Source organism: Sphingomonas sp. CL5.1, from assembly GCF_013344685.1.
Classification (GTDB): domain Bacteria; phylum Pseudomonadota; class Alphaproteobacteria; order Sphingomonadales; family Sphingomonadaceae; genus Sphingomonas.
Window position 1 is genome coordinate 736,808 of the sequence record NZ_CP050137.1, and the last position, 21,547, is coordinate 758,354.

Here is a 21,547-nt window from a genome sequence, read left to right on the forward strand (position 1 = left end):
CGCCTCCTCAGCCGCCGATCGTCCGGTCGCCCGGCCAGTAGCGCTGGCGGAGCTGCTTCTTGTTGATCTTGCCCATCGCGTTGCGGCCGATGTCGTCGACGAAATCGTAGCTGCGCGGGCATTTGAACCCGGCGAGCGCCTCGCGGCAGAAACGGTCCAGCTCCGCCGCGTCCGGCGGGCTGGCCGGATCGCGCGCGATGACCAGCGCCTTCACCTCTTCGCCCATCTCGCTGTTCGGCGCGGCGAGCACGGCGACGTCCGCCACCTCCGGGTGACGGATCAGCACCTGTTCCGCCTCGGCCGGATAGATGTTCACCCCGCCCGAGACGATCATGTCGGAGACGCGATCGGTGATGAAGAGATAGCCCGCCTCATCGACATAGCCGACCTCGCCCAGGGTGAAGACGCCCGGCGCGATATGTGCGGCGGCGGTCTTTTCCGGATCGCCCTCATAGACGATCCCCCGCCCGGTGCTGTCGCGGAAATAGACCTGCCCCTCCTGATTGGGGCCAAGTTCCTTCCCGTCCTCGCCGAGGATGACGGTGGCATAGGGCGGCAGCGCCCTGCCGACCGAGCCGGGCCGCTCCAGCCATTCGGGCGAGGTGATGAAGGTGGTCGATCCGGCCTCGGTGCCGCCATAGGCCTCGACCAGCACCGGCCCGAACCAGTCGATCATCGCCTTCTTCACGTCGCGCGGGCAGGCCGCGCCGGTATGCGCGAGCCGCTGCATCGAGGAGACATCGTACTTCGCCTTCACCGCGTCGGGCAGCGCGAGCAGGCGCTGGAAATGCGTCGGCACCATCACCGATCCGGCGACCTTGTGCCGCTCGATCAGCGCCAGCGCCCGTTCCGCGTCGAAATGGCCCATCACCACCAGCGCCGATCCGGCGAAGACGTTGCGCGCCATGCCGAGCGGCCCGGTGTGGTAGAGCGGCCCCACCGCGATCCCCGGCGAGGGCGTGCGGCGCGGGCGGACGATCGCGGCGAACCCGGCCACCGTCGCCGCCTCGGGGAAATATTGCGGCGGCGTCTGCGTCGCCTTGGGCGTGCCGGTGGTGCCGGAGGTGTAATGGAGGTGCGGCAGCGGCTTCACCGACGCATCCGGCTCCGCATCGGAAGCGGCGGCGAGCCAGTCCTCCCATGCGGTCAGCCCGTCGCGTGGTTCGCAACGCCAGCCGATCACCGTGTCGAGGCCCACCGCGCGGGCCGCCTCGAGGCCGGTCGCCGCCGTCTCCGGCCCGACGAACAGCACCGAGGCGCCCGAATCGCGCAGGATATATTCAAGCTCGCCGGCGGTGAGGTGATAGCTCACCGGCACGGTCGAGACGCCCGCCTCCAGCCCCGCGACATAGGCGATCACCGTCTCCGCGCTGTTGGGCGCGAACACCGCCGCGCGGCGCGTGGCGTCGACCGCGCGCGACAGCGCGTTGGCGGCGCGGTTGAGGATCGGGTCGAGCCGGTGCCAGCTATATTCCACCCGCTCGTCGACCAGCGCGAGCGCGTCGCGCTGATCCGGGGCGACGGAGAGCAACGTCTGCGACATCAGCGCGCTCCTGCATATTCGGCGACCTTGAGCTTGCCGAGCTGCGACATGTGCACCTCGTCCGGCCCGTCGGCCATGCGCAGGTAGCGCGCGGTGCCGAAGATCGTGGCGAGCGGGTAATCGCGGCTGAAGCCGATCGCGCCGTGGACCTGCATCGCCCGGTCGGCGACCGTCTGCGCCATGCGCGGGGCGACAATCTTGATCGCGGCGATCAGATCCTTCGCCGCCTTGTTGCCGACCCGGTCCATCGCATCGGCCGCCTTCAGCGTCAGCAGCCGCGCCTGCTCGATCTCGCAGAACGACAGCGCGATATCCTGCCGCACGGAGGACTGGTCGGCGAGCTTGCGCCCGAACGCGACGCGCTCGTCGGCGCGCCTGCACATCAGCTCCAGCGCGCGCTGCGCCATGCCGATCAGGCGCATGCAATGGTGGATGCGCCCCGGCCCGAGCCGGCCCTGCGCGATCTCGAACCCGCGCCCCTCGCCGAGCAGCAGGTTCTCCTTCGGCACGCGGACGTTCGTGAACTGGATCTCGCAATGGCCGCCCGGCGAATGCAGCGCTTCCAGCACGTGCAGCGGGCGGATCACCTCGATGCCGGGCGTGTCGGCCGGGATGATGATCTGCGAATGCTGCTGGTGGCGCGGCTTGTCGGCATTGGGCGTCTTGCCGAGCAGGATATAGACCTTGCAGCGTGGGTCCATCGCGCTGGAAATCCACCATTTGCGGCCGTTGACGACGTAATCGTCGCCGTCGGGAACGATCGTCGCCTCGATATTGGTCGCGTCGGACGAGGCGACGTCCGGCTCGGTCATCACATAAGCGGAGCGGATCTCGCCGGCGAGCAGCGGCTTGAGCCATTTCTCCCGCTGCTCGGGCGTGCCGTATTTGGCGAGTATCTCCATGTTGCCGGTGTCGGGCGCGGCGCAGTTGAAATATTCCGACGCGCCCAGCACGCGCCCCATCAGCTCGGCCAGCGGGGCGTATTCGAGGTTGGTGAGGCCGGGCGAGAACTCGCCATATTCGTGCGGCAGGAACAGGTTCCACAGCCCTTCCGCCTTCGCCTTCGCCTTCAGCGCCTCCGTTCCCGGCCACGGCTGCCACAGGGTCGCGGGATCGTGGAGGAAATGGTCGCGCTCCGCCTCGATCGGATAGACGTTGTCCCGCATGAAGGCATCGACCCGCTCGCGCAGGGCCTGCACCTTGGGGCTATATTGGAAGTCCATCGCCTGTCCTCTCGCAATCCTAAAGCGTGACGCCGCCATCGACGACGAGCGTCTGGCCGCACATGAAGCCGGCCAGCGGCGAGGCGAGGAACAGCGCGACATTGGCCATGTCCTCCACCGTGCCGAAACGGCCGAGCGGGATGCGGGAGAGCGCGCCGGCGCGGCGCTCCGCATTGTCCATCGTCACCTTGGTCATCTTGGTATCGACCAGGCTAGGCGCGATGCCGTTGACCCGGATGCCGGCCCCCGCCCAGGCCAACGCCAGCGTGCGGACGAGCTGCACCGCGGCCGCCTTGGACGCGGCATAAGCGGGGTTGCCGAACGTCGCCTTGAACGCGCCGATCGAGCTGATGACGATCACGCTGCCCTTCGCCTCGGCCAGCGCGTCGTGGAAACGCTGCGAAATCTGCATCACGCTGGCGACGTTCACCGCCATCACCTTGTCGAAGCCGGCGCGCTCGAACTCCTGCCTCTTGTAGAGCACCATGCCCTGCGAATGGACCAGCACGTCCAGCCCGTCCGGGAAGGGATCGGGCGCGGCGGCGATCGCGGCGGGGTCGGCAACGTCGACCTGCGTATAGCCGAGGCCAGCGAGGTCCGATCCTTCGGCCGCGTCATAATCGTCCGGGCCGGCGCGCGTACCCCAGACATGGACCCGCGCGCCCTTCGCGCGGAACGCCTGCGCGATGCCGTTGCCGATCCCGCTCGATCCGCCGACCACCAGCACGCGCTTGCCGCTGAAATCGAGTTCGCCCGTCATGCCTGCTCCCTTTCGACGCGGAAAGCGCCCTCGTTTATCCAGCGCCCGGCGCGCGCCAGCAGCCAGCGGCTGCGCGCATGGAGCCGATCGCCCACGTCGCGCGCCGCCTTGCCGGCGCAGGCGCGCGCATAGGTCCCTTCCAGCAGGATCGCGAACTTGTAGCAGGCGAACACGGCGTACCAGTCCATCCGCGCCAGCGAGCGGCGCGAGCGCGCGGCATAATGCGCGACCAGCTCCGCGCCGGTCGGGAAGCCGTTCCACGGCGCGATGTCGAGCATCCCGCCGTCCGCTTCCTCCGGCCAGGTCGACAGCATCCAGCCGAGATCGATCAGCGGGTCGCCGATCGTCGCCAGCTCCCAGTCGATGATCGCGGCAAGCTCCGGCGCGTCATGGCGGTACATGACGTTGGCGAGATGATAGTCGCCGTGGAGGATGCCGGCGGTGAAGCTGGCGGGGCGGTTGGCCTCCAGCCAGCGGGCGACGCCGGCGACGTCGCCCAGCTCGTCGCGCCCCGGCCAGCCGGCCAGTTCGCCATAGCTGTCGAGCTGCGCCTGCCAGCGCGCGACCTGCCGCTCGAGGAAGCCCTCCACCTTGCCGAAATCGCCAAGCCCGGCAGCGACATGATCGACCGCGTGGAGCGCCGCCAGCCCCTCGACCAACGCGAAGCCCATGCGGCGCTGGGCCGCCGCGCCGTGGTGGCTTTCGGGCAGGCCGTTGACCGGATTGAACCCGTCGACCGGCTCCATGAGATAGAAAGCCGCGCCCAGCACATGTTCGTCGCCGCAGGCGGCGATCAGCGCGGGATGCGGCACGTCGCTGCCGGCCAGCGCGCCCAGCACGCGCGCCTCGCGCCGCATCGTCTCGTTGCTGTTGGCGCGCAGGTGGAGCGGCGGGCGGCGCAGCACGAAGGCGCGGCCGCCGCGCTCGAATCGCGCCAGCACGTTCTGGCTGCCGCCGGAGAGAAGCTCCAGCCGCTCGATCGGGCCGGCCGAAAGCCCCTCTCCATCCATCCATGCCGTCAGCGCGGCCTTGTCGACCCCGGCGGCTTCGCGTTCCTCGCCCATGTCACACCTGATTAAATCGCTTGGATAATGCCCTTGACGTTTCTGCATTGCAATGCAATTTTTAGCCCGCCACGCAATGTCGGAAAATGTGGCGGACAAGGGCATGGCGGGGCACTAGAAACCCCGTTCGGCAATCTGATGGGAGCGGCTTTTCCGGTGATGACGGCAGACGAAGCGCACGCCCTTTCGACGCTGCCGGCCGAGGCGCTGCTGGCGCGCGCCGCCGCGATTCGCGACGAGGCGTTCGGCATCGTGCAGAGCTGGTCGCCCAAGGTGTTCATCCCGCTCACCCAGCTTTGCCGCGACCTTTGCCATTATTGCACCTTCTCGCGCCCCCGTGCCGGTCAGCGCGCCTATATGACGCCGGAGGAGGTGCTGGCGGTGGCGCGCGAGGGCGCGGCGGCGGGCTGCACCGAGGCGCTGTTCACGCTCGGCGACAAGCCGGAGCTGCGCTTCGCCGCCGCGCGGCGCGAGCTGGCGGCAATGGGCCATGCCACCACGATCGACTATCTGGAGGCGATGTGCCGCCTCGTCCTCACCGAGACCGGCCTCATCCCGCACGTCAACGCTGGGGTGATGACGCGCGGAGAGATGGCGCGGCTCAAGACGGTGTCCGGCTCGCAGGGGCTGATGCTCGAAACGATCGCCGACCGGCTCGGCGCGAAGGGCGGCCCGCATTACCGCTCGCCCGACAAGGTGCCCGCCGCACGGCTCACGGCGACGGCGCTGGCCGGCGAGCTGGACATTCCCTTCACCAGCGGCATCCTGATCGGCATCGGCGAAACGCGCGCCGAGCGGATCGAGGCCTTGCTCGCGATCCGCGATCTCCACGCGCGCCACGGGCATATCCAGGAAGTGATCGTCCAGAACTTCCGCGCCAAGCCGCGCACGCCGATGGCCGACGCCGACGAGCCGACGCTCGACGAATTATTGTGGTCGATCGCCGCCGCGCGGCTGATCCTGCCGCGCGGCATCTCGCTCCAGGCACCGCCGAACCTTGCCGACGCCGCCTTCCCGCGCCTCATGGAAGCGGGGATCAACGACTGGGGCGGCATCTCCCCGGTGACGCCCGACCACGTCAATCCCGAGCGGCCGTGGCCGGCGGTGGACAAGTTGCGCGCCGCGACCGAGGCCGCCGGCCGCCGGCTGGTCGCGCGCCTGCCCGCCTATCCCGCCTTCCTCGCCGCGCCGTGGCAGGAGGATGGTCCACGCCGCGCATTGCTCGCGCAAGCCGATGCGCACGGGATGGCGCGCGCCGATCGCTGGTCGCCGGGCCAGCCGCTCCCGCCGCAGCCCGCGCCCGCCAAGGGCAATGTCTCGCCGCGCATCGAACGGATCGTCGCCCGCGCAACCGCCGGGCAGGAGATCGCGGGCGAAGAGATCGAGGCGCTGTTCGCGGCGCGCGGCGCGGACGTGGAGCACATCTGCCGCAGCGCCGACGCGCTGCGCCGCGCGGTCAACGGCGACGAGGTGACGTTCGTCGTCAACCGCAACATCAACTATACCAACATCTGCGCCTATAAATGCAGCTTCTGCGCCTTCTCCAAGGGGCGCGGGGCGGAGAGCCTGCGCGGCGCGCCCTATGACCTTGACCTCGCCGAAGTCGCCCGCCGCGCCGACGAGGCGGTGGCGCGCGGCGGCACCGAGGTGTGCATGCAGGGCGGCATCCATCCCTCCTATACCGGCGAGACGTATCTCGGGCTGCTCGGCGCGGTGAAGGCGGCGCAGCCCGATCTCCACATCCACGCCTTCTCCCCGCTGGAGGTGCGGCACGGCGCGGAGTCGCTGGGCCTGCCGCTCGACGCTTATCTCGCGCGGCTGAAGGCGGCGGGCCTCGGCTCGCTGCCCGGCACCGCCGCCGAGATTCTCGACGACGAGGTGCGCACGGTGATCTGCCCCGACAAGCTCGACACCGCGCAATGGCTGGAGACGATCGAGGCGGCGCACCGCGTCGGGCTGCGCACCACCGCCACGATCATGTTCGGCCATGTCGATGGCCCGCAGCATTGGGCGCGCCACCTGATCGCGACCCGCGATCTGCAACGGCGCACCGGCGGATTCACCGAGTTCGTGCCGCTGCCGTTCGTGCCGATGGAGGCGCCGATGGGCCTCAAGGGCGAAAGCCGGCGCGGCCCGACCTTCCGCGAGGTGCGGCTGATGCACGCGGTGGCGCGGCTGGCGCTGCACCCGCATCTCACCTCGATCCAGGTGAGTTGGGTCAAGCTAGGCGCCGCAGGGGTGAAGGCGTGCCTGAACGGCGGCGCCAACGATCTCGGCGGCACGCTGATGGACGAGAGTATCTCCCGCGCGGCCGGCGCGGCGCACGGGCAGGAGCTGCCGCCGCAGGAGATGGAGGCGCTGATCCGCTCGATCGGCCGCACGCCGCGCCAGCGCACCACGCTTTACGGGAAAGTCGCGCCGGCGATCCGGGCAATGGGGCGCGCCGCCGCGCCGCTCACGCCGGTCGTGCTCACCCCACCCAGGAAACGCAAGGAGAGGGCGGCCGAAGATGCCTGACGTGAAGAAGACCATCGCCGTGCTCGGCGGCACCGGCAAGGAAGGCGGCGGGCTGGCGCTGCGCTGGGCGCATCTCGGCCATCCGGTGATCGTCGGCAGTCGCACCGCCGAGCGTGCGGAGGAAGCCGCCGCCGGGATGCGCGAGACGCTGGGCGGCGGCGCGGACGTGCGCGGCATGGCCAACCCCGACGCCGCGCGCGCCGCCGATATCGTCGTACTCGCGGTGCCGTTCGCGGCGCAGCGATCGACCGTCGTGGAAGTCGCCGACGCGCTTCGGGGCAAGATCCTGATCGACGTCACCGTCCCGCTCGTCCCGCCGAAGGTGAGCCGCGTACAGCTCCCCGACGGCGGCAGCGCGGTGGAGGCGGTGCAGAAGCTGCTCGGCGAGGGCGTGCGTGTCGTCTCCGCCTTCCAGAACATCTCCGCGCACCATCTGACGAAGCTGGACGAGGACGTGGAGTGCGACGTGCTGGTCTGCGCCGACGATCCCGAGGCGGCAGAGGAAGTGGTCGCGCTGGCGCGGGAGATCCGCCTCACCGCGTGGAACGCCGGCCCCTTGTGCAACTCGGTGGTGGCGGAGGCGCTGACCAGCGTGCTGATCGCGCTCAACCGCCGCTACAAGGTGCCCGGCTCGGGCATCCGCATCACCGGCGTGCCGCGGGCGGCGTGAGCGGGCGCGGCTATTCGGTGACGGCGCTGGCCGGCGTGCCCGTGGTGCGGCCGGGTGACGATCTGTGCCGGGTGGTCATGCAGGCCACGCAGGCGAGCGGCATGGCGCTGGAGGACAGCGACGTCGTGGTCCTCGCGCAGAAGATCGTCTCCAAGGCGGAAGGGCGACAGGTCGCGCTCGACAGCGTCGCCCCCTCGCCCGCCGCGCTCGAAATGGCGGCGCGCACCGGCAAGGACGCGCGGCTGGTGGAACTGATCCTCTCCGAGAGCGACGAGGTGGTGCGCGAGCGTCCCAATTTGCTGATCGTGCGCCACCGGCTCGGGCTGGTGCTCGCCAATGCCGGGATCGACCAGTCGAACGTGCTGCCCGGCGAAGGACCGCAGGCGCTGCTGCTGCCGATCGACCCGGACGCCAGCGCCGCGCGGCTGCGTGACGCGCTACGTGAGGCGACCGGCCGCACCGTCGCGGTGCTGGTGATCGACAGTCTCGGCCGCGCATGGCGGATGGGCACGACCGGCACCGCGATCGGCGTCGCCGGGCTGCCGGCGGTGCTCGACCTGCGCGGGCGGCCCGACCTCACCGGGCGCAAGCTCGAATCGAGCGAGCTGGGCCTCGCCGACGAGATCGCCGCCGCCGCCTCGCTGGCGATGGGGCAGGCCGACGAGGGCACGCCGATCGTGATCCTGCGCGGCCTTTCCTATGCGGCGGACGGCAGCAGCGCGCGCGCGATCGTCCGTCCGCGCGGGATGGACCTGTTCCCATGATCGTCGCGCTGGCCGGCGGGGTCGGCGGGGCGCGGCTCGCCAACGGCCTCGCGGGCGTGCTCCAGCCGGGCGAGTTGCTGGTCGCGGTCAATGTCGGCGACGATTTCGAGCATCTCGGCCTCACCATCTGCCCCGATATCGACACGGTGACCTATACGCTCGCCGGCCTCAACGATCGCGAGCGCGGCTGGGGGGTGAAGGACGAGAGCTGGGCGTTCATGGATACGCTGCGCAAGCTCGGCGGGCCGGACTGGTTCGCGCTTGGCGACCGCGATCTCGCCAAGCATGTGCTGCGCACCGACCGGCTGCGCCGGGGCGACACGCTCACCGCGATCACGCAGGACATCGCCCGCGCCTGCGGCATCGTCCAGACGATCGTGCCGGTGAGCGACGATCCGGTGCGCTCGATCGTCGAGACGGACGAGGGCGCGCTGCCGTTCCAGGACTATTTCGTCCGCCGCCGCTGCGAGCCGGTGTTCCGCGCCATCCGCTATGAGGGAGCGGAGGCCGCGCGGCCCGCGCCGGCGCTGCTCGCGGCGCTGGAAGACCCGGCGCTGGAAGCGATCGTGATCTGCCCGTCCAATCCGGTGCTGAGCATCGGCCCGCTGCTCGCGGTGCCCGGCGTCGCGGAGGCGCTGCGGCGACGGCGCGCGCCGTGCGTCGCCGTCTCCCCGTTCATCGGCGGCGAGGCGGTGAAGGGGCCGGCCGCGAAGATCATGCGCGAACTGGGGATCGTGCCGGGCGCGGCGGCGCTGGCAAAGCCTTATGCCGGCATCGTCGATGCGATATTGTGCGACTATGACGATCCCGGCGCGGGAACCATGATCGACGGCATCCGGCTGATCGCGGCCGACACGCTGATGCGCGACGACATCGGCCAGCGGCGGCTGGCGCGCGTCGCGCTCGCGCTGGCAGCGACATTGCGAAAGCCGGCATGAGCTTCTCGATCGTCATCCCCGTCCGGCCCCCGGGCGAAGGCAAGAGCCGCCTCGCCCCGGCGCTGGACGAAAGAGCGCGCGCGGCGCTGATCGAGCGGATGTTCCGCCATGTCCTGCGCGTCGCGACGCAGGCCGTGCTTCCCGCGCAATGCCATGTCGTCAGCCGCAGCCCGCTGCTGCTCGATCTCGCGACCGCCGGCGGGGTGCAGGCGATCCGCGAGGCCGGCAGCGGGCTGAACGCCGCGCTGCGGCAGGCGAGCGCGCTGGTCGATCCCGCGCTGCCGCTGCTCGCGCTCAGCGCCGACCTTCCCTTGCTCGCGCCGCCCGACCTCGCGGCGATGGCGGAGACGCTCGATACGGCCGACGTCGTCGCCGCGACCGATCGCGCAGGGATCGGGACCAACGCGCTGCTGCTGCGGCGGCCAGCCCTGATCGATTATGCTTTCGGAGCGGACAGCCTCGCGCTGCATCACGCGCGGGCGACGGCGAATGGCCTGCGCTTCGCGGTGGTGCGTCGCGAAGGGCTGTCGGCCGATCTCGACGAGCCGCATGACCTCGCATTGCTCGGCCGGCCGTCGCTCAACGCTGCCTGACGGCGCCCTTTTCCTCCAGCCCGGCGAACTCGGCGTCCGACATGCCCAACCAGTCGCCCAGCAGTTCGCGGCTATGCTCGCCGACTCGCGGCGGGCGATGGCGATAGTCGGCCGGCGTGGCGGAAAATTTGCCGGGGAAGGCGACGGTCGGAATCTCCACCCCGTCCTCGCGGGCGAAGCGATGCACCACGCCGCGCGCCTCGATGAAGGGATCGGCGTAGATATCCTTGATCGTATTGACCGGCCCGGCCGGCACATTGGCCGCGACCAATCGCTCGATCAGCGGCCCGCCCGGCAGGTCGCGGACGATGTCCTGCACGATCGCCTCGATCTCCTCGCGGTTTATCAGCCGCTGACGGCCGGTGACGAATCGCGGGTCCGCGGCCAGTTCCGGCCGGCCCATCTCGTGACAGAAGGCACGGAACTGCCCGTCATTGCCGATCGCGATGATGATCGTGCCATCCGCCACCTCGAAGGTCTTGTACGGCACGACGGTCGGGTGGCGGTTGCCGAGCCGGCCGGGATTGACCCCGCCGACCAGCCAGTTCGACCCCTGGTTGGCGAGCATCGCGATCTGCGTGTCGAGCAGCGACACGTCGATCTGCTGCCCCTCCCCGGTGCGCTCGGCATGGCGCAGCGCGGCCAGGATCGAGACGGTCGCATACATGCCGGTGGAAAGATCGGCCATCGCGACACCCGCGCGCAGCGGCCCGCCATGCTCCTCGCCGGTGATCGACATGAACGCGCCCATCCCCTGCGCGACGAAGTCATAGCCCGGCCGGTCGGCATAAGGGCCGTTCTGGCCGAAGCCGGTGATGGAGCAATAAACGATCCGCGGGTTGATCGCGCTGATGCCGGCATAGTCCAGCCCGTATTTGACGAGGCCGCCGACCTTGAAATTCTCGACCAGGATATCGGCCTCGGCGGCGAGCCGGCGGATCAGCGCGGCGCCCTCCGGGTTGGCGAGGTCGATCGCGGCCGAGCGCTTGTTGCGGTTGCAGCACAGGTAATAGGCGCTTTCCTGCGGATCGTCGCCGCCGTCCGGCAGCGTCAGGAACGGCGGCCCCCAGCCGCGTGTGTCGTCGCCCTTGCCGGGCAGCTCGACCTTGAGCACGTCGGCGCCGAGATCGGCGAGGATCTGCGTCGACCACGGCCCGGCGAGCACGCGCGACAGATCGAGGACCTTGATCCCCTCAAGCGCCCGTCCGGGCCGTCCGTCCGTCACGCCGCTTCCACCCCCTGCTAATCGCTCGCGCGGTTGCTAAAAGACAATGGCACCCGGCTCAAGCCAATTATTGCACTATAGCGCAATTTTCACCGCAACGTCGTGAGATAGGCGATCAGGTCGGCGCGGTCTTTCGGGTCGGCGACGGCGATCGCCATGCGCGTCCCTGGCGCATAGCGCGTCGGCGAGCTGATGAAGGCGTCCAGCGCCGCCGGCGTCCACGTCACGTTCTTCCCCTTGAGCGCGGCGGAATAGGCGAAGCCGGGCACGCTGGCGGCGCGGCGGCCGACCACGCCCTTCAGCGACGGGCCGACGCGATTGGCGCCGGTCGTCGCGTCATGGCAAGCGGCGCAGCGCGCGAACACCGCGCGGCCGTGCGCCGCGTCCCCGGCGGGCGGCCCGGCGCTCGCCACGCCGGCAAGGGCCAGCAGGCCAAGGGTTCCCAGCGAAGCAACGACGATCCTCATCCCATCCTCCTGACGCTTTTCGCGCCTCTGGCGCACAATCGCTGGACACGCAATGAACGGCTATCCGAGCCTGACCAGGGTGCGCCCCATGCTGCTGCCGTCGAACAGCGCGTTGAAGGCATCGAGCGCCCGGTCGATCCCGTCGAACACCGTCTCCACCGGATCGAGCAGCCCGGCGCGATGCCATGCCGAAACGTCGGCGAGGAAATGCTGCTCGATATCGAAATGGTCGAGCGCGATGAACCCTTCGAGGCGCAGCCGCTTGCCCATGATGAGCGTCAGGTTGCGCGGCGGCGTCACCTGTCCGGCGGCGTTATATTGCGAGATCATGCCGCAGATCGCCATCCGCGCGAACGGCTTCGCCACCGCGATCGCGGCATGGAGATGATCGCCGCCGACATTGTCGAAATAGAGGTCGATCCCCTCCGCGCCGATCGCCTTCGCCTCACGCGCCAGCGCCTTGGTGAGGTTCGGCTCGGCCTTATAGTCGATCACGCCGTCGAGCTTGAGCCGGTCGCGCAGGAACGCCGCCTTGGCCGCGCCGCCGGCCGAGCCGATCACCTTATGCCCCTTGAGCTTCGCCATCTGGCAGACCAGCGACCCCACGCCGCCCGACGCGGCGGAGACGAACACCACGTCGCCCGGCTTGAGCTGCCCGACACGGAACAGGCCGGCATAGGCGGTGAGGCCGGTCATCCCGGCGAAGCCGAGATAGGCCTGCGGCGGCAGCACCGCGCAATCGCGCTTCTGCAACGCCTCGCCCGGCGCGACGAACGCCTCGCGCCAGCCGAGGCGGGAAAAGACTATATCCCCCGGCGCGAAGCCTGGGTCGTTCGAGGCGACCACCTCGCCGATCGCCGGCCCCTCCATCGGCGCGTCGAGCGCGAAGGGCGGGACATAGCTCCTGGCGTCGTCCATCCGCCCGCGCATCGCCGGATCGACCGCCATCCAGCGGTTGCGGACCAGCACCTCGCCCGCGCCCGGCGCCGCGACCTCGCGCTCCACCGTGGCGAAATCCCCGGCGACCGGAGTGCCGGCGGGCCGACGGACAAGATGGATTTCGCGCGATCTCATGAGGAGCCTCTCCGGAATTGCCGTTGATCCCGGTTATCCCGATCGCACCGTCTCCGCCAGATTATTTCTGCACATCAACGCAATTTTGAGCCTGACGGCCGCGCTTCGTCGCAATCGGTTTGCGGAACCCGCCCGCGCACTGGTACGCAGCGTCCGCGCCTTGGAGGGAAAGCCGCATATGGGGACCGGATCGTTCGTCGGCATCGCGATCGTCGCGACGATGCTGCCCGCCATCGCCCATGCCGACGATCCGCGCGACGCGGCGATGCGCGATGCCGCCGCGCGGGCGCACGATAGCGAGATGACCCGCCAGCTCAACCTCAAGGCCGGCGTCGCCGCGCGCGCGACCGGGCAACGCCGCACGGTGCTGGCGGGTGGCGGCGATTATGCGGCGGCCATGCGCGCGCACGACGACGAGATGGCGCGCTACGCCCGCAACCGCGCGCGATACGAGCACGACATGGCGGAGTGGCGCCGCGCCGTCGCCGCGTGCCGCACGGGCGACTATTCCGCCTGCGATTATTGAGCGCGCACGGTCGGCGCGCCGGGGATATTCCAGCGGAACAGCACGAGATGCCACAGGCCGGGCGCCTTGCGCGACGGGTCGATCAGCCCGTCCGCGCCCCGCGCCTCGATCCAGTCGCGCACGCGCCATGAGGGCGGCGCGGCGATTCCCCGCCAGTCGGCGAAGGGATCGCCCGCTTCCTCGCGGACCCGCGCGAGCGTATCGGCGTCGCGCAAGTCGGCGATGCGATCCGCCGCGACCGCGAATTGCAGGACGATCCGCTCTTGCTCGTCCGCCGCACGATGGGCGATCAGCGCGGCCTCCACGCCCGCGCGCGAGGCGCTGAGATAGAGCGTCGGCTGACCGCGCCGCGAATAACGGCCGTCGCCGCGCGAGCCGGACAGCGCACCGGCCGCATGAAGCGGGTCCACCGCGCGAAAGAAGATGCCGCTCACCGGACGGAGCGGCAGCGCCATCACCGCGACCAGCGCGCCCAGATCGCGGTGGGCAGCGCCAGCCCGCGCGCTTCCTCGCGCACGCCAAGCTCGCCCGCCTCGACCGTTCCCGGCAGGTCCGCGAATGCCTGCCGCAGCATCTCGCCGATCGCCAGCGCGGACATGCGCACGGCATAGACCGTCAGGAACAGATAGCGCGATTCGGCGTCGAGCAGCCGCCGGCAATCGGCGATCAGGCCGGGCAGGTCCTCCTCCAGCCGCCACACCTCGCCGGTCGGGCCGCGCCCGTATTTCGGCGGATCGAGCAATATGCCGTCATAGCGCCGCCCGCGCCGCACCTCGCGGCTCACGAACTTCGCCGCGTCATCGACAATCCAGCGCACCGGCGCGTCGGCGAGGCCGGATAAGGCGGCATTGCCGCGCGCCGCCTCGACCGATTTCTTCGAGGCGTCGACATGCACCATCCGCGCGCCGATCGCGGAAAGCGCCAGCGTGCCGACACCGGTATAGCCGAACAGGTTGAGGCATTCGGGATCGTCGCGCCCCGCCAGCCGCTCGCGCATCCACGACCATACCGGGGCCATGTCGGGGAAGAAGCCGAGGTGCCGGAACGGCGTGGTCTGCGCGGTGAAGCGCACCTCGCGCCACGCCAGCGGCCAGCCCTCGCGCGGCACCGGCTCGGCGAAATGCCATTGCCCGCCGCCGTCCTCGTCGCTGCCGGGGACGAACTCGCCGTGCGCGCGCCAGTCCGCCTGCGCGGGCGCCCACAGCGCCTGCGGCTCCGGGCGGATGAAGCGGAAGCGGCCGTAGCGTTCCAGCTTCCGCCCGTTCCCCGAATCGATCAGGCCGTAATCGGCCCACGGCTCGCCGACGAGGGTGTCGAGTTTCACGCCCTCACCCGCGCGGGATCGCCCGCCCGGCGATATAGCCGCTCACCGCGTCGAAGGTCGCGTCGAGCGTGACGTACCGCTCCTCGCGCTCGAACAGGTCGCCGACGCGCGCCGGGAGCGACGGGCGGATGCCGGTCGCGCGCTCCACCGCGTCGCGGAACTTGGCCGGATGGGCGGTCGCCAGCGTGACCATCGGCACGTCGCCGGCCTGTCGCCGCGCCGCCGCGAAGCCGATCGCGCTGTGCGGGTCGATCACCTGCCCGGCATGCTCGCTCACCCAGCGCATCGCCAACGCCATGTCGTCCACATCGACGCGCTCGCTGGCGAACAGCGCCGCCGCGCCCTCGCGCTGCGCATTGGTGAGCCGCATCGCGCGCGTCGCCTCGAAGCCGCGCATCTGCTCGGCCAGCGCGCCGCCGTCCCGCCCGCCGAGATCGAACAGCAGCCGCTCGAAATTGGACGAGACCTGGATATCCATCGACGGCGTCGGCGTCGGCACCACCTCGCGGCACGAATAATCGCCGCTCGCCAGCGCGCGCGCGAGGATATCGTTGACGTTGGTCGCGACCACCAGCCTCGCCACCGGCAGCCCCATCCGCGCCGCGACATAGCCGGCGAAGACGTCGCCGAAATTGCCGGTCGGCACGCTGAACGCCACCGCGCGCTGCGGCGCGCCGAGCCGGACGGCGGCGTGGAAATAATAGACCACCTGCGCCATCAGCCGCGCCCAGTTGATCGAATTGACAGCCGACAGGTCGAACCGCCCGGAGAAGGCGGGATCGTTGAACATCGCCTTCACCAGCGCCTGCGCCTGGTCGAAGTCGCCGCGGATCGCGATATTGTGGACGTTGGGCGCGCCGACCGTGGTCATCTGGCGGCGCTGCACGTCGCTGACCCGCCCTTCGGGGTGGAGCATGAAGATATCGACGCCCGCGCGCCCCGCCACCGCGTCGATCGCCGCCGAGCCGGTGTCGCCCGAAGTCGCGCCGACGATCGTCAGGTGCCGGTCCGAGCCGGACAGGAACTTCTCGAACAGCAGGCCGAGCAGTTGCAACGCCACGTCCTTGAACGCCAGCGTCGGGCCGTGGAACAGTTCGAGCAGCCATTGGTCATGATCGAGCTGGACGAGCGGGGTGACGGCGGCATGGTCGAACCGGCCATAAGCGGCGGCGCACAGCGCCTTCAGCTCCTCGCGCGTCAGGCTGTCGCCGACGAACGGCGCCATCACCGCCACCGCCGTATCGACATAGCTGAGGCCGGCGAGCGCGGCGATCTCGTCCCGCGTCAGCGCCGGCCAGCGCTCGGGGATATAGAGGCCGCCGTCCGAGGCCAGCCCGGCGAGCGTGACGTCGCGAAAATCGAGCGCGGGCGCGGCGCCGCGAGTGGAGATGTAGCGCATGGATGGCGCGCCTAACGCCCGTCGCCGTCGCGGGCAATCCTCCGCCGCACCGCGAGGACGTAGATCACGCTCGCGACGGCGGCGAAGAAGAACCATTGCATCGCATAAGCGAAGTGGTTGTTCCGCACGATCGAGATGTCGGGCCGCGTGTTCGCGGCAAGGCCGGGCGCGGGCGTGTCCGCCACCAGCAGCAGCTCGCGCGGCACATGGTTGAACAGCCCGGCGATCAGCGGCCGCGCATCCGGCGCGTGGCTGATCCAGCCGGACACCTTGCCGCCGCTCCACCGCACCTGCGCATCGGGATCGCGCGTGGTGCCGAGCTGCACCTTCATGCCCGGCCCCTCCGCCCCGGTGCGGCAATTGGCGATCAGGCGATAGCCGGCATTGCCCGCCCCGGCGCGATCGATCGAGGCGACCGACAGGCAGAAGCCGCTCGCCCGGCGGAACAGCAGCGCATCGTCGGGGAAGCGCGGGAAGGCGATCGCGGGCCGGGCCGGGTTGGCGGCGAGCTGGGCAAGCTGCGCCTCCTTCTCCGGCAGGCGGATCAGGAGCTGCCACAGGCCGAGAGCGATCATCGCCGCCACCGCCAGCGCGACGAGGATCGTCGGGACGAGCGGCCAGCGCCTCATTGCTTCAGCCGCCCCTCACGCGCGGCGTTGCGATATTCCAGCGCGATCAGCCAACCCTTCGCCACCCTGAGGCTGAGCACGACGCCGGCCAGCGTCACCGGCGGCCAGATCAGCAGATGCACCCAGAAGGGCGGGCTGGCCGACAGCTCCAGCGCCACCGCGCCGACCACGACGATCGTGCCGAGGATCAGGGTGAGGAATGCCGCCGGCCCGTCGCCGACGTTGAACGCGGCGTAATCGAGGCCGCACAGGCGGCAGCGGTCGGCGAACTTGATCCAGCCGACGAACAGGGTCTTCGCGCCGCAGCGCGGGCACAAGCCCTTGAGGCCACAATCGAGCGGGCGCGGCGAGCCGTCGCCCACCGCGCCCGTTTCCTTGCCGACCGGGATTTCGGGGCCAGCGGGAGCTTCCCCCCGGTCCGAAATTCCTTCGGGATCAGCCACCGTGGACCGGCGCGCCCCAGCCGCCCCAGACGTAGATGGCGACGAACAGGAACAGCCACACCACGTCGACGAAATGCCAGTACCACGCCGCCGCCTCGAAGCCGAAATGCTGGCGCGGCGTGAAGTCGCCGCGATAGGCGCGGATCAGGCAGACGGTCAGGAAGATCGTGCCGATGATGACGTGGAAGCCGTGGAAGCCCGTCGCCATGAAGAAGGCCGCGCCATAGTTCAGCCCTTTGAACGGGAACGGCGCGTGGATATACTCATAGGCCTGGATCGAGGTGAAGATCAGGCCGAGCACGATCGTCAGCCACAGGCCCTTCAGCACGCTGTCGCGATTGCCGACGCCGAGCAGGCCCCACAGCCCGACCTTCTCGCCGCCGCGCTGGTTGTGGATCAGCGCATGGTGCGCCCAGGTGACGGTGGTGCCGCTGGTCAGCAGGATCAGCGTGTTGAGCAGCGGGAATTCGAAGGCGTCGATTACCTCGAGGCCCTTGGGCGGCCATTGCGCGGCGATCGCCGTGGCGCCCTCCGCCGCATGCTCGACCTGCCCGTTGACGAAGCTGATCGCCGCCGGGAACAGCGCGAAATCGAAATAGGCCCAGAACCAGCCGACGAAGAACATCACCTCGGAGGCGATGAACAGGATCATGCCGTAGCGGAAATGAAGCTGAACCACCGGCGTGTGATCGCCGTGATGCGCTTCCTTGATGACGTTGCGCCACCAGCAGAACATGGTGAACAGCACCGCCAGCAGGCCGGCGAAGAACAGGAAGCCGCCACCATTGGGCTTGCCGACATGGCCACCGTGCATCCACATGATGCCGCCGGCCGCCATCGCGAGCGCGGAGAACGATCCGATCAGCGGCCACGGATCGGGTGGCAGGATATGGTAATCGTGGTTCTTGGCGCCGGCCATTCGTTGCGTTCCCTGTTCCTAAGTCGCTGGTTCTCTAGCTCGCGGGCTTGCCGGAATCCACCGGGTAAAATGTGTAGCTCAGCGTGATCGTCTCGACATCCTTCGTATCGGGATCGTCGAGGATCTTCGGATCGACGAAGAAGATCACCGGCATCCGCGCCGTCTCGCCCGGCTTCAGCGTCTGCTGGGTGAAGCAGAAGCACTGGATCTTGGTGAAATATTTGCCGGCCTGATAAGGGGTTACGTTATAGGTCGCGGTGCCGGTGACCGGCACGGCGGCGCGATTGGTGGCGGTGAAGAAGGCCATGTCGCGCGCGCCCACCTCCACCGTCTCGCTGCCCTGCTCGGGCACGAAGCGCCACGGCATGCGCGGGCTGGTGTTGGCGTCGAAATCGATGCGGATCCTGTGATTCACGCTGCCCGGCGCGACCAGCCCGCGCTGGGTGGTGCCGTTCAGGCCGGTCGCCGCGCAGAACAGGCGGTAGAGCGGCACGCTGGCGAAGGCGAGGCCGGTCATGAAGCAGATGCCGAGCACCGCGAACAGGGCGGTCCGGGTGGTGCGCGCGATCCTCATCTCGCCACGATCCCCGCCTTGATCTTGACGATGGTGATGGCGAACACCAGCACCACGAACGCCCCCAGCAGCAGCGCCATCACGATCGCGCGGCCCTTCTGCCGCGCGCGGATCAGGTCTTCCTCGTCGTGCTTCATGCCACCCACCGGTCGATCACCAGCGCGCCGAACACGACGAACAGGTAGAGGATCGAGAATTTGAACAGCGCCTTCTCGGGCTTCATCGCGTCGTCGGTCCGCGTCGTGCGGCGCGCGACGCGGAAGGCAAGCCAGCCGAACCACGCCGTCATCACCACCGAAACCACGCCATAGACCGGCCCGGACAGCCCCAGCGGCCACGGCAGCACCGCCGCGATCGCCATCGGGATCGTGTACAGCCCGATCTGGCGCCGCGTCGCGCGCTCGCCCGCCACCACCGGCAGCATCGGGATGCCGGCATTGGCGTAATCGGTCTTCACGAACAGCGCGAGCGCCCAGAAATGCGGCGGCGTCCACAGGAAGACGAGCGTGAACAGCAGCACCGGCAGCAACGTCACCTGCCCGGTCGCGGCGGCCCAGCCGATCAGCGGCGGGAAGGCGCCGGCCGCGCCGCCGATCACGATGTTCTGCGGCGTGCGTGGCTTCAGCCACACCGTATAGACCAGCACGTAGAACAGGATCGAGACGGCGAGGATCGCCGCCGCCAGCACATTGAGCGCCAGCCCCATCAGGATCACCGAGAAGGCGCCCAGCCCGACGCCGAAATGCAGCGCCGCCTGCCGCTCCATCCGCCCGGCGGGCAGGGGCCGCGCGGCGGTGCGGCGCATCACCGCGTCGATATCCGCCTCATACCATTGGTTGAGCGCCCCCGCCGCCCCCGCGCCGAGCGCGATGCACAGGATCGCGGTGAAGCCGAGCACCGGATCGATGCGGTGCCCGTCGACCGGCGGCGCGGCGAGCAGCCCGCACAGCCCGGTATAGACGACGAGCGTCATCACCCGCGGCTTGGTCAGCGCCAGGAAATCCCGCCAGTGTGCCGGCGGCAGAAGGGGTGAGGTGGTGCTCATGGCAGGTCCGCGACGCGCCATAGCCCGTCGCGCGGCGCGGGGGAAGGGTCGCGTGAACGAGTCGGCTATCGCGCCCCGCCGGGCACCCAGAGCACGTCGCCGCCCGCGTCCAGGTTCACCTTGCGGCAGGCGACGAACAGGAAGTCCGACAGGCGGTTGAGGTAGATCAGCGCCTGCGGGTTGACCCCGCCGCCGATCGCCACCGCCGACCGCTCCGCGCGACGCGACACCGCGCGCGCGAGGTGCAGCGCCGCCGCCGCGCCACCCGGCAGGATGAAGCTGCGCAGCGGCGGCACGCCCGCGTTCATCGCGTCGATCTCCGCCTCCAGCCGCGCGACCTGCGCCGGGACGATGCGCAGCGTCATCTCGGTCGGCGTGAAGTCCTCGCCCGGCGTCGCGAGGTCCGCGCCGAGATCGAACAGGTCGTTCTGGATACGGGACAACGCCGCGCGGAAATCGGCGTCGTCCAGCCCGGCGATCGCGAGGCCGATCGCCGAATTGGCCTCGTCCACGTCGCCGATCGCCTGCATCCGCGCGTCGGCCTTGGACACGCGGCTGCCGTCGACCAGCCCGGTCGTCCCCGCGTCGCCGGTGCGGGTGTAGATCCTGTTGAGCTTCACCATCGGTTGATTCTCGCGGCGCCGGGTTTCAGATCACGTCCGCCCCATCGCGAACAGCAGCACGACGCAGATCAGGATCGCCAGCGCCTGATAGAGGATGCGCTGCTGCATCATGCGGTTCGACTTGAGTTGGCTCTCGGTCGGGCCGCTGGTGCGCTCGCCGCGCACCTCGGCGCTCGCGCCCTGGAGGAAGGTGACGATGCCGCGCACCAGCGCGACCACCGTGGCGATCATCGCTGCCACCAGCAGGATGACGAGGAAGATCTTCATGGCGCCTCCCCTACCCCCTGGCGCCGGCAATGGGAAGCCGGCCGGCGCGCAGCATGTCCGCGAGCGCAGGCCCGTCCTCGCCGGCCTCGCGTAGCGCCGCGAGCGTCGGGCTGCCGTGGCGCTTGGCGAGCCGCTCGCCGTCCGGCCCGAGCAGCAGGTCGTGGTGATGATAATCCGGCACCGGCAGCCCGAGCAGCGCCTGCAACAGCCGGTGGATATGCGTCGCCGCGAACAGGTCGCGCCCGCGCACCACGTCGGTGACGCCTTGCGCGGCATCGTCCACCGTCACCGCGAGGTGATAGCTGGCCGGCGCGTCCTTGCGCGCCAGCACCACATCGCCCGCCGCAAGCGGATCGGCGGCGATCGCTCCGCCGTGATCGCGCCATGCGAGCGGCCCGGCGAGCGCCGCCGCCTTCGCCATGTCGATCCGCCAGCAATGCAGCTCGTCCATCCGCGCGGCGGCGTCCACGCCGCGGCAGGTGCCGGGATAGACCGGCTCCGGCCCGTGCGGCGCGGAGAGGCTGGCGGCGGCGATCTCGGCGCGGGTGCAGAAACAGGGGTAGAGCAGGCCCATCGCGCGCAGCCGCTCCAGCGCCCCGGCATAAAGATGCAGGCGCCGCGATTGGAAGACGATCTCCCCATCCCATTCCAGCCCGAGCCAGCGCAGGTCCTCGACAAGCGTCGCGACATGCTCCGGGCGGCTGCGCGTGCCGTCGATGTCCTCGATGCGCAGCAGGAAGCGGCCGCCCCGCGCCCGCGCGAAATCATGGGCGAGGATCGCGGACCAGGCATGGCCGGGATGCAGCCGCCCGGTCGGCGAGGGAGCGAAGCGCGTGACGGTCACCGCCGCCATGTGGCGTGCGCGCTGCGCGGCGGCAATGGCCCATTCGGGGACCGTAACGCACAGTTAACAATTGTTTAACTCTCGCGGCGTGCCAGAATGCGCGCGCCGAATCGGGG

At 70.0% G+C, this 21,547-nt stretch carries 25 protein-coding genes; 6 read left to right on the forward strand and 19 right to left on the reverse strand.

All coding sequences use genetic code 11. The features are described from left to right. Positions 1–7: 7 nt before the first annotated feature. Genes F9288_RS03680 through F9288_RS03695 form a run of 4 tightly spaced genes read right to left on the reverse strand, consistent with a single transcriptional unit; the run spans position 8 to position 4,590 of the window. Positions 8–1,543, reverse strand: a complete 1,536-nt coding sequence (locus F9288_RS03680; protein ID WP_174835318.1) for an AMP-binding protein — start codon at positions 1,541–1,543, stop codon at positions 8–10. Beyond that, positions 1,543–2,766 carry an acyl-CoA dehydrogenase family protein gene (locus tag F9288_RS03685; RefSeq protein ID WP_174835319.1) on the reverse strand — a complete coding sequence of 408 codons (1,224 nt, stop codon included), beginning with the start codon at positions 2,764–2,766 and terminating at the stop codon, positions 1,543–1,545. Before F9288_RS03685 ends, F9288_RS03680 begins: the two co-directional genes overlap by 1 nt. A gap of 19 nt (positions 2,767–2,785) precedes the next feature. After that, on the reverse strand, positions 2,786–3,526 hold the full coding sequence (locus F9288_RS03690; protein ID WP_174835320.1) for an SDR family NAD(P)-dependent oxidoreductase: 741 nt from the start codon (positions 3,524–3,526) through the stop codon (positions 2,786–2,788). Then, positions 3,523–4,590, reverse strand: coding sequence for a phosphotransferase family protein (locus F9288_RS03695; RefSeq protein ID WP_174835321.1), 1,068 nt, complete (start codon positions 4,588–4,590; stop codon positions 3,523–3,525). Before F9288_RS03695 ends, F9288_RS03690 begins: the two co-directional genes overlap by 4 nt. Before the next feature lie 159 nt (positions 4,591–4,749). Here F9288_RS03695 and cofH point away from each other — a divergent pair, with 159 nt between their 5' ends. Genes cofH through cofC form a run of 5 tightly spaced genes read left to right on the forward strand, consistent with a single transcriptional unit; the run spans position 4,750 to position 10,072 of the window. Continuing rightward, the gene (gene cofH / locus F9288_RS03700) at positions 4,750–7,107 is read left to right on the forward strand and encodes a 5-amino-6-(D-ribitylamino)uracil--L-tyrosine 4-hydroxyphenyl transferase CofH (RefSeq protein ID WP_254621066.1); all 2,358 of its coding nucleotides are present in this window, start codon (positions 4,750–4,752) and stop codon (positions 7,105–7,107) included. Further along, positions 7,100–7,777, forward strand: a complete 678-nt coding sequence (gene npdG / locus F9288_RS03705) for an NADPH-dependent F420 reductase (RefSeq protein WP_174835323.1) — start codon at positions 7,100–7,102, stop codon at positions 7,775–7,777. Before cofH ends, npdG begins: the two co-directional genes overlap by 8 nt. After that, positions 7,774–8,541 carry a coenzyme F420-0:L-glutamate ligase gene (gene cofE, locus F9288_RS03710; RefSeq protein ID WP_174835324.1) on the forward strand — a complete coding sequence of 256 codons (768 nt, stop codon included), beginning with the start codon at positions 7,774–7,776 and terminating at the stop codon, positions 8,539–8,541. Before npdG ends, cofE begins: the two co-directional genes overlap by 4 nt. Continuing rightward, positions 8,538–9,479, forward strand: a complete 942-nt coding sequence (gene cofD / locus F9288_RS03715; protein WP_174835325.1) for a 2-phospho-L-lactate transferase — start codon at positions 8,538–8,540, stop codon at positions 9,477–9,479. Before cofE ends, cofD begins: the two co-directional genes overlap by 4 nt. Then, a complete protein-coding gene (gene cofC / locus F9288_RS03720) occupies positions 9,476–10,072 on the forward strand; it encodes a 2-phospho-L-lactate guanylyltransferase (RefSeq protein WP_174835326.1) in 597 nt (198 codons plus the stop codon). The genes cofD and cofC overlap by 4 nt, the downstream gene beginning before the upstream one ends. On the opposite strand, the gene F9288_RS03725 is transcribed toward cofC, so the two are convergent. The 3 genes from F9288_RS03725 to F9288_RS03735 all read right to left on the reverse strand — a co-directional run bounded on the left by F9288_RS03725 (position 10,059) and on the right by F9288_RS03735 (position 12,838). Then, on the reverse strand, positions 10,059–11,297 hold the full coding sequence (locus F9288_RS03725; RefSeq protein WP_174835327.1) for a CaiB/BaiF CoA-transferase family protein: 1,239 nt from the start codon (positions 11,295–11,297) through the stop codon (positions 10,059–10,061). The genes cofC and F9288_RS03725 overlap by 14 nt on opposite strands. A gap of 89 nt (positions 11,298–11,386) precedes the next feature. Continuing rightward, entirely contained in the window at positions 11,387–11,764 is a 378-nt protein-coding gene (locus tag F9288_RS03730) for a cytochrome c family protein (RefSeq protein ID WP_174835328.1), read from the reverse strand. Positions 11,765–11,824: 60 nt separating this feature from the next. Further along, positions 11,825–12,838 (reverse strand): NADP-dependent oxidoreductase, encoded by a 1,014-nt coding sequence (locus F9288_RS03735; protein ID WP_174835329.1) that lies wholly within the window; start codon positions 12,836–12,838, stop codon positions 11,825–11,827. 178 nt (positions 12,839–13,016) lie between these two features. On the opposite strand from F9288_RS03735, the gene F9288_RS03740 reads away from it, so the two are divergent. Further along, positions 13,017–13,364 (forward strand): hypothetical protein, encoded by a 348-nt coding sequence (locus tag F9288_RS03740; protein WP_174835330.1) that lies wholly within the window; start codon positions 13,017–13,019, stop codon positions 13,362–13,364. Here the strand turns inward: F9288_RS03740 and F9288_RS03745 are convergent. The 12 genes from F9288_RS03745 to gluQRS form a co-directional block, all read right to left on the reverse strand. Next, on the reverse strand, positions 13,358–13,819 hold the full coding sequence (locus F9288_RS03745) for an RES family NAD+ phosphorylase (RefSeq protein WP_174835332.1): 462 nt from the start codon (positions 13,817–13,819) through the stop codon (positions 13,358–13,360). The two genes, F9288_RS03740 and F9288_RS03745, sit on opposite strands and share 7 nt — an antisense overlap. After that, positions 13,819–14,688 carry a class I SAM-dependent methyltransferase gene (locus F9288_RS03750; RefSeq protein WP_174835334.1) on the reverse strand — a complete coding sequence of 290 codons (870 nt, stop codon included), beginning with the start codon at positions 14,686–14,688 and terminating at the stop codon, positions 13,819–13,821. Before F9288_RS03750 ends, F9288_RS03745 begins: the two co-directional genes overlap by 1 nt. 4 nt (positions 14,689–14,692) lie before the next feature. Next, entirely contained in the window at positions 14,693–16,087 is a 1,395-nt protein-coding gene (gene thrC, locus F9288_RS03755) for a threonine synthase (protein WP_174835335.1), read from the reverse strand. 11 nt (positions 16,088–16,098) lie between these two features. Next, positions 16,099–16,716 (reverse strand): SURF1 family cytochrome oxidase biogenesis protein, encoded by a 618-nt coding sequence (locus F9288_RS03760; protein ID WP_174835337.1) that lies wholly within the window; start codon positions 16,714–16,716, stop codon positions 16,099–16,101. After that, positions 16,713–17,078 carry a DUF983 domain-containing protein gene (locus F9288_RS03765; protein ID WP_174838834.1) on the reverse strand — a complete coding sequence of 122 codons (366 nt, stop codon included), beginning with the start codon at positions 17,076–17,078 and terminating at the stop codon, positions 16,713–16,715. Before F9288_RS03765 ends, F9288_RS03760 begins: the two co-directional genes overlap by 4 nt. A 73-nt stretch (positions 17,079–17,151) precedes the next feature. After that, the gene (locus tag F9288_RS03770; RefSeq protein ID WP_174835338.1) at positions 17,152–18,078 is read right to left on the reverse strand and encodes a cytochrome c oxidase subunit 3; all 927 of its coding nucleotides are present in this window, start codon (positions 18,076–18,078) and stop codon (positions 17,152–17,154) included. Between the two features lie 34 nt (positions 18,079–18,112). Then, a complete protein-coding gene (locus F9288_RS03775) occupies positions 18,113–18,652 on the reverse strand; it encodes a cytochrome c oxidase assembly protein (protein WP_174835340.1) in 540 nt (179 codons plus the stop codon). Further along, positions 18,649–18,789: a hypothetical protein gene (locus F9288_RS03780; RefSeq protein WP_174835341.1), complete on the reverse strand. Its 141-nt coding sequence runs from the start codon at positions 18,787–18,789 to the stop codon at positions 18,649–18,651. Before F9288_RS03780 ends, F9288_RS03775 begins: the two co-directional genes overlap by 4 nt. Beyond that, positions 18,786–19,697, reverse strand: a complete 912-nt coding sequence (locus F9288_RS03785; protein WP_174835343.1) for a heme o synthase — start codon at positions 19,695–19,697, stop codon at positions 18,786–18,788. The genes F9288_RS03780 and F9288_RS03785 overlap by 4 nt, the downstream gene beginning before the upstream one ends. A gap of 65 nt (positions 19,698–19,762) precedes the next feature. Continuing rightward, positions 19,763–20,320, reverse strand: coding sequence for a cob(I)yrinic acid a,c-diamide adenosyltransferase (locus F9288_RS03790; protein WP_174835344.1), 558 nt, complete (start codon positions 20,318–20,320; stop codon positions 19,763–19,765). 30 nt (positions 20,321–20,350) lie between these two features. Continuing rightward, positions 20,351–20,587, reverse strand: a complete 237-nt coding sequence (locus F9288_RS03795; RefSeq protein ID WP_174835358.1) for a twin transmembrane helix small protein — start codon at positions 20,585–20,587, stop codon at positions 20,351–20,353. A gap of 10 nt (positions 20,588–20,597) precedes the next feature. Further along, entirely contained in the window at positions 20,598–21,440 is an 843-nt protein-coding gene (gene gluQRS / locus F9288_RS03800; RefSeq protein WP_174835360.1) for a tRNA glutamyl-Q(34) synthetase GluQRS, read from the reverse strand. Between the last annotated feature and the right edge of the window lie 107 nt (positions 21,441–21,547).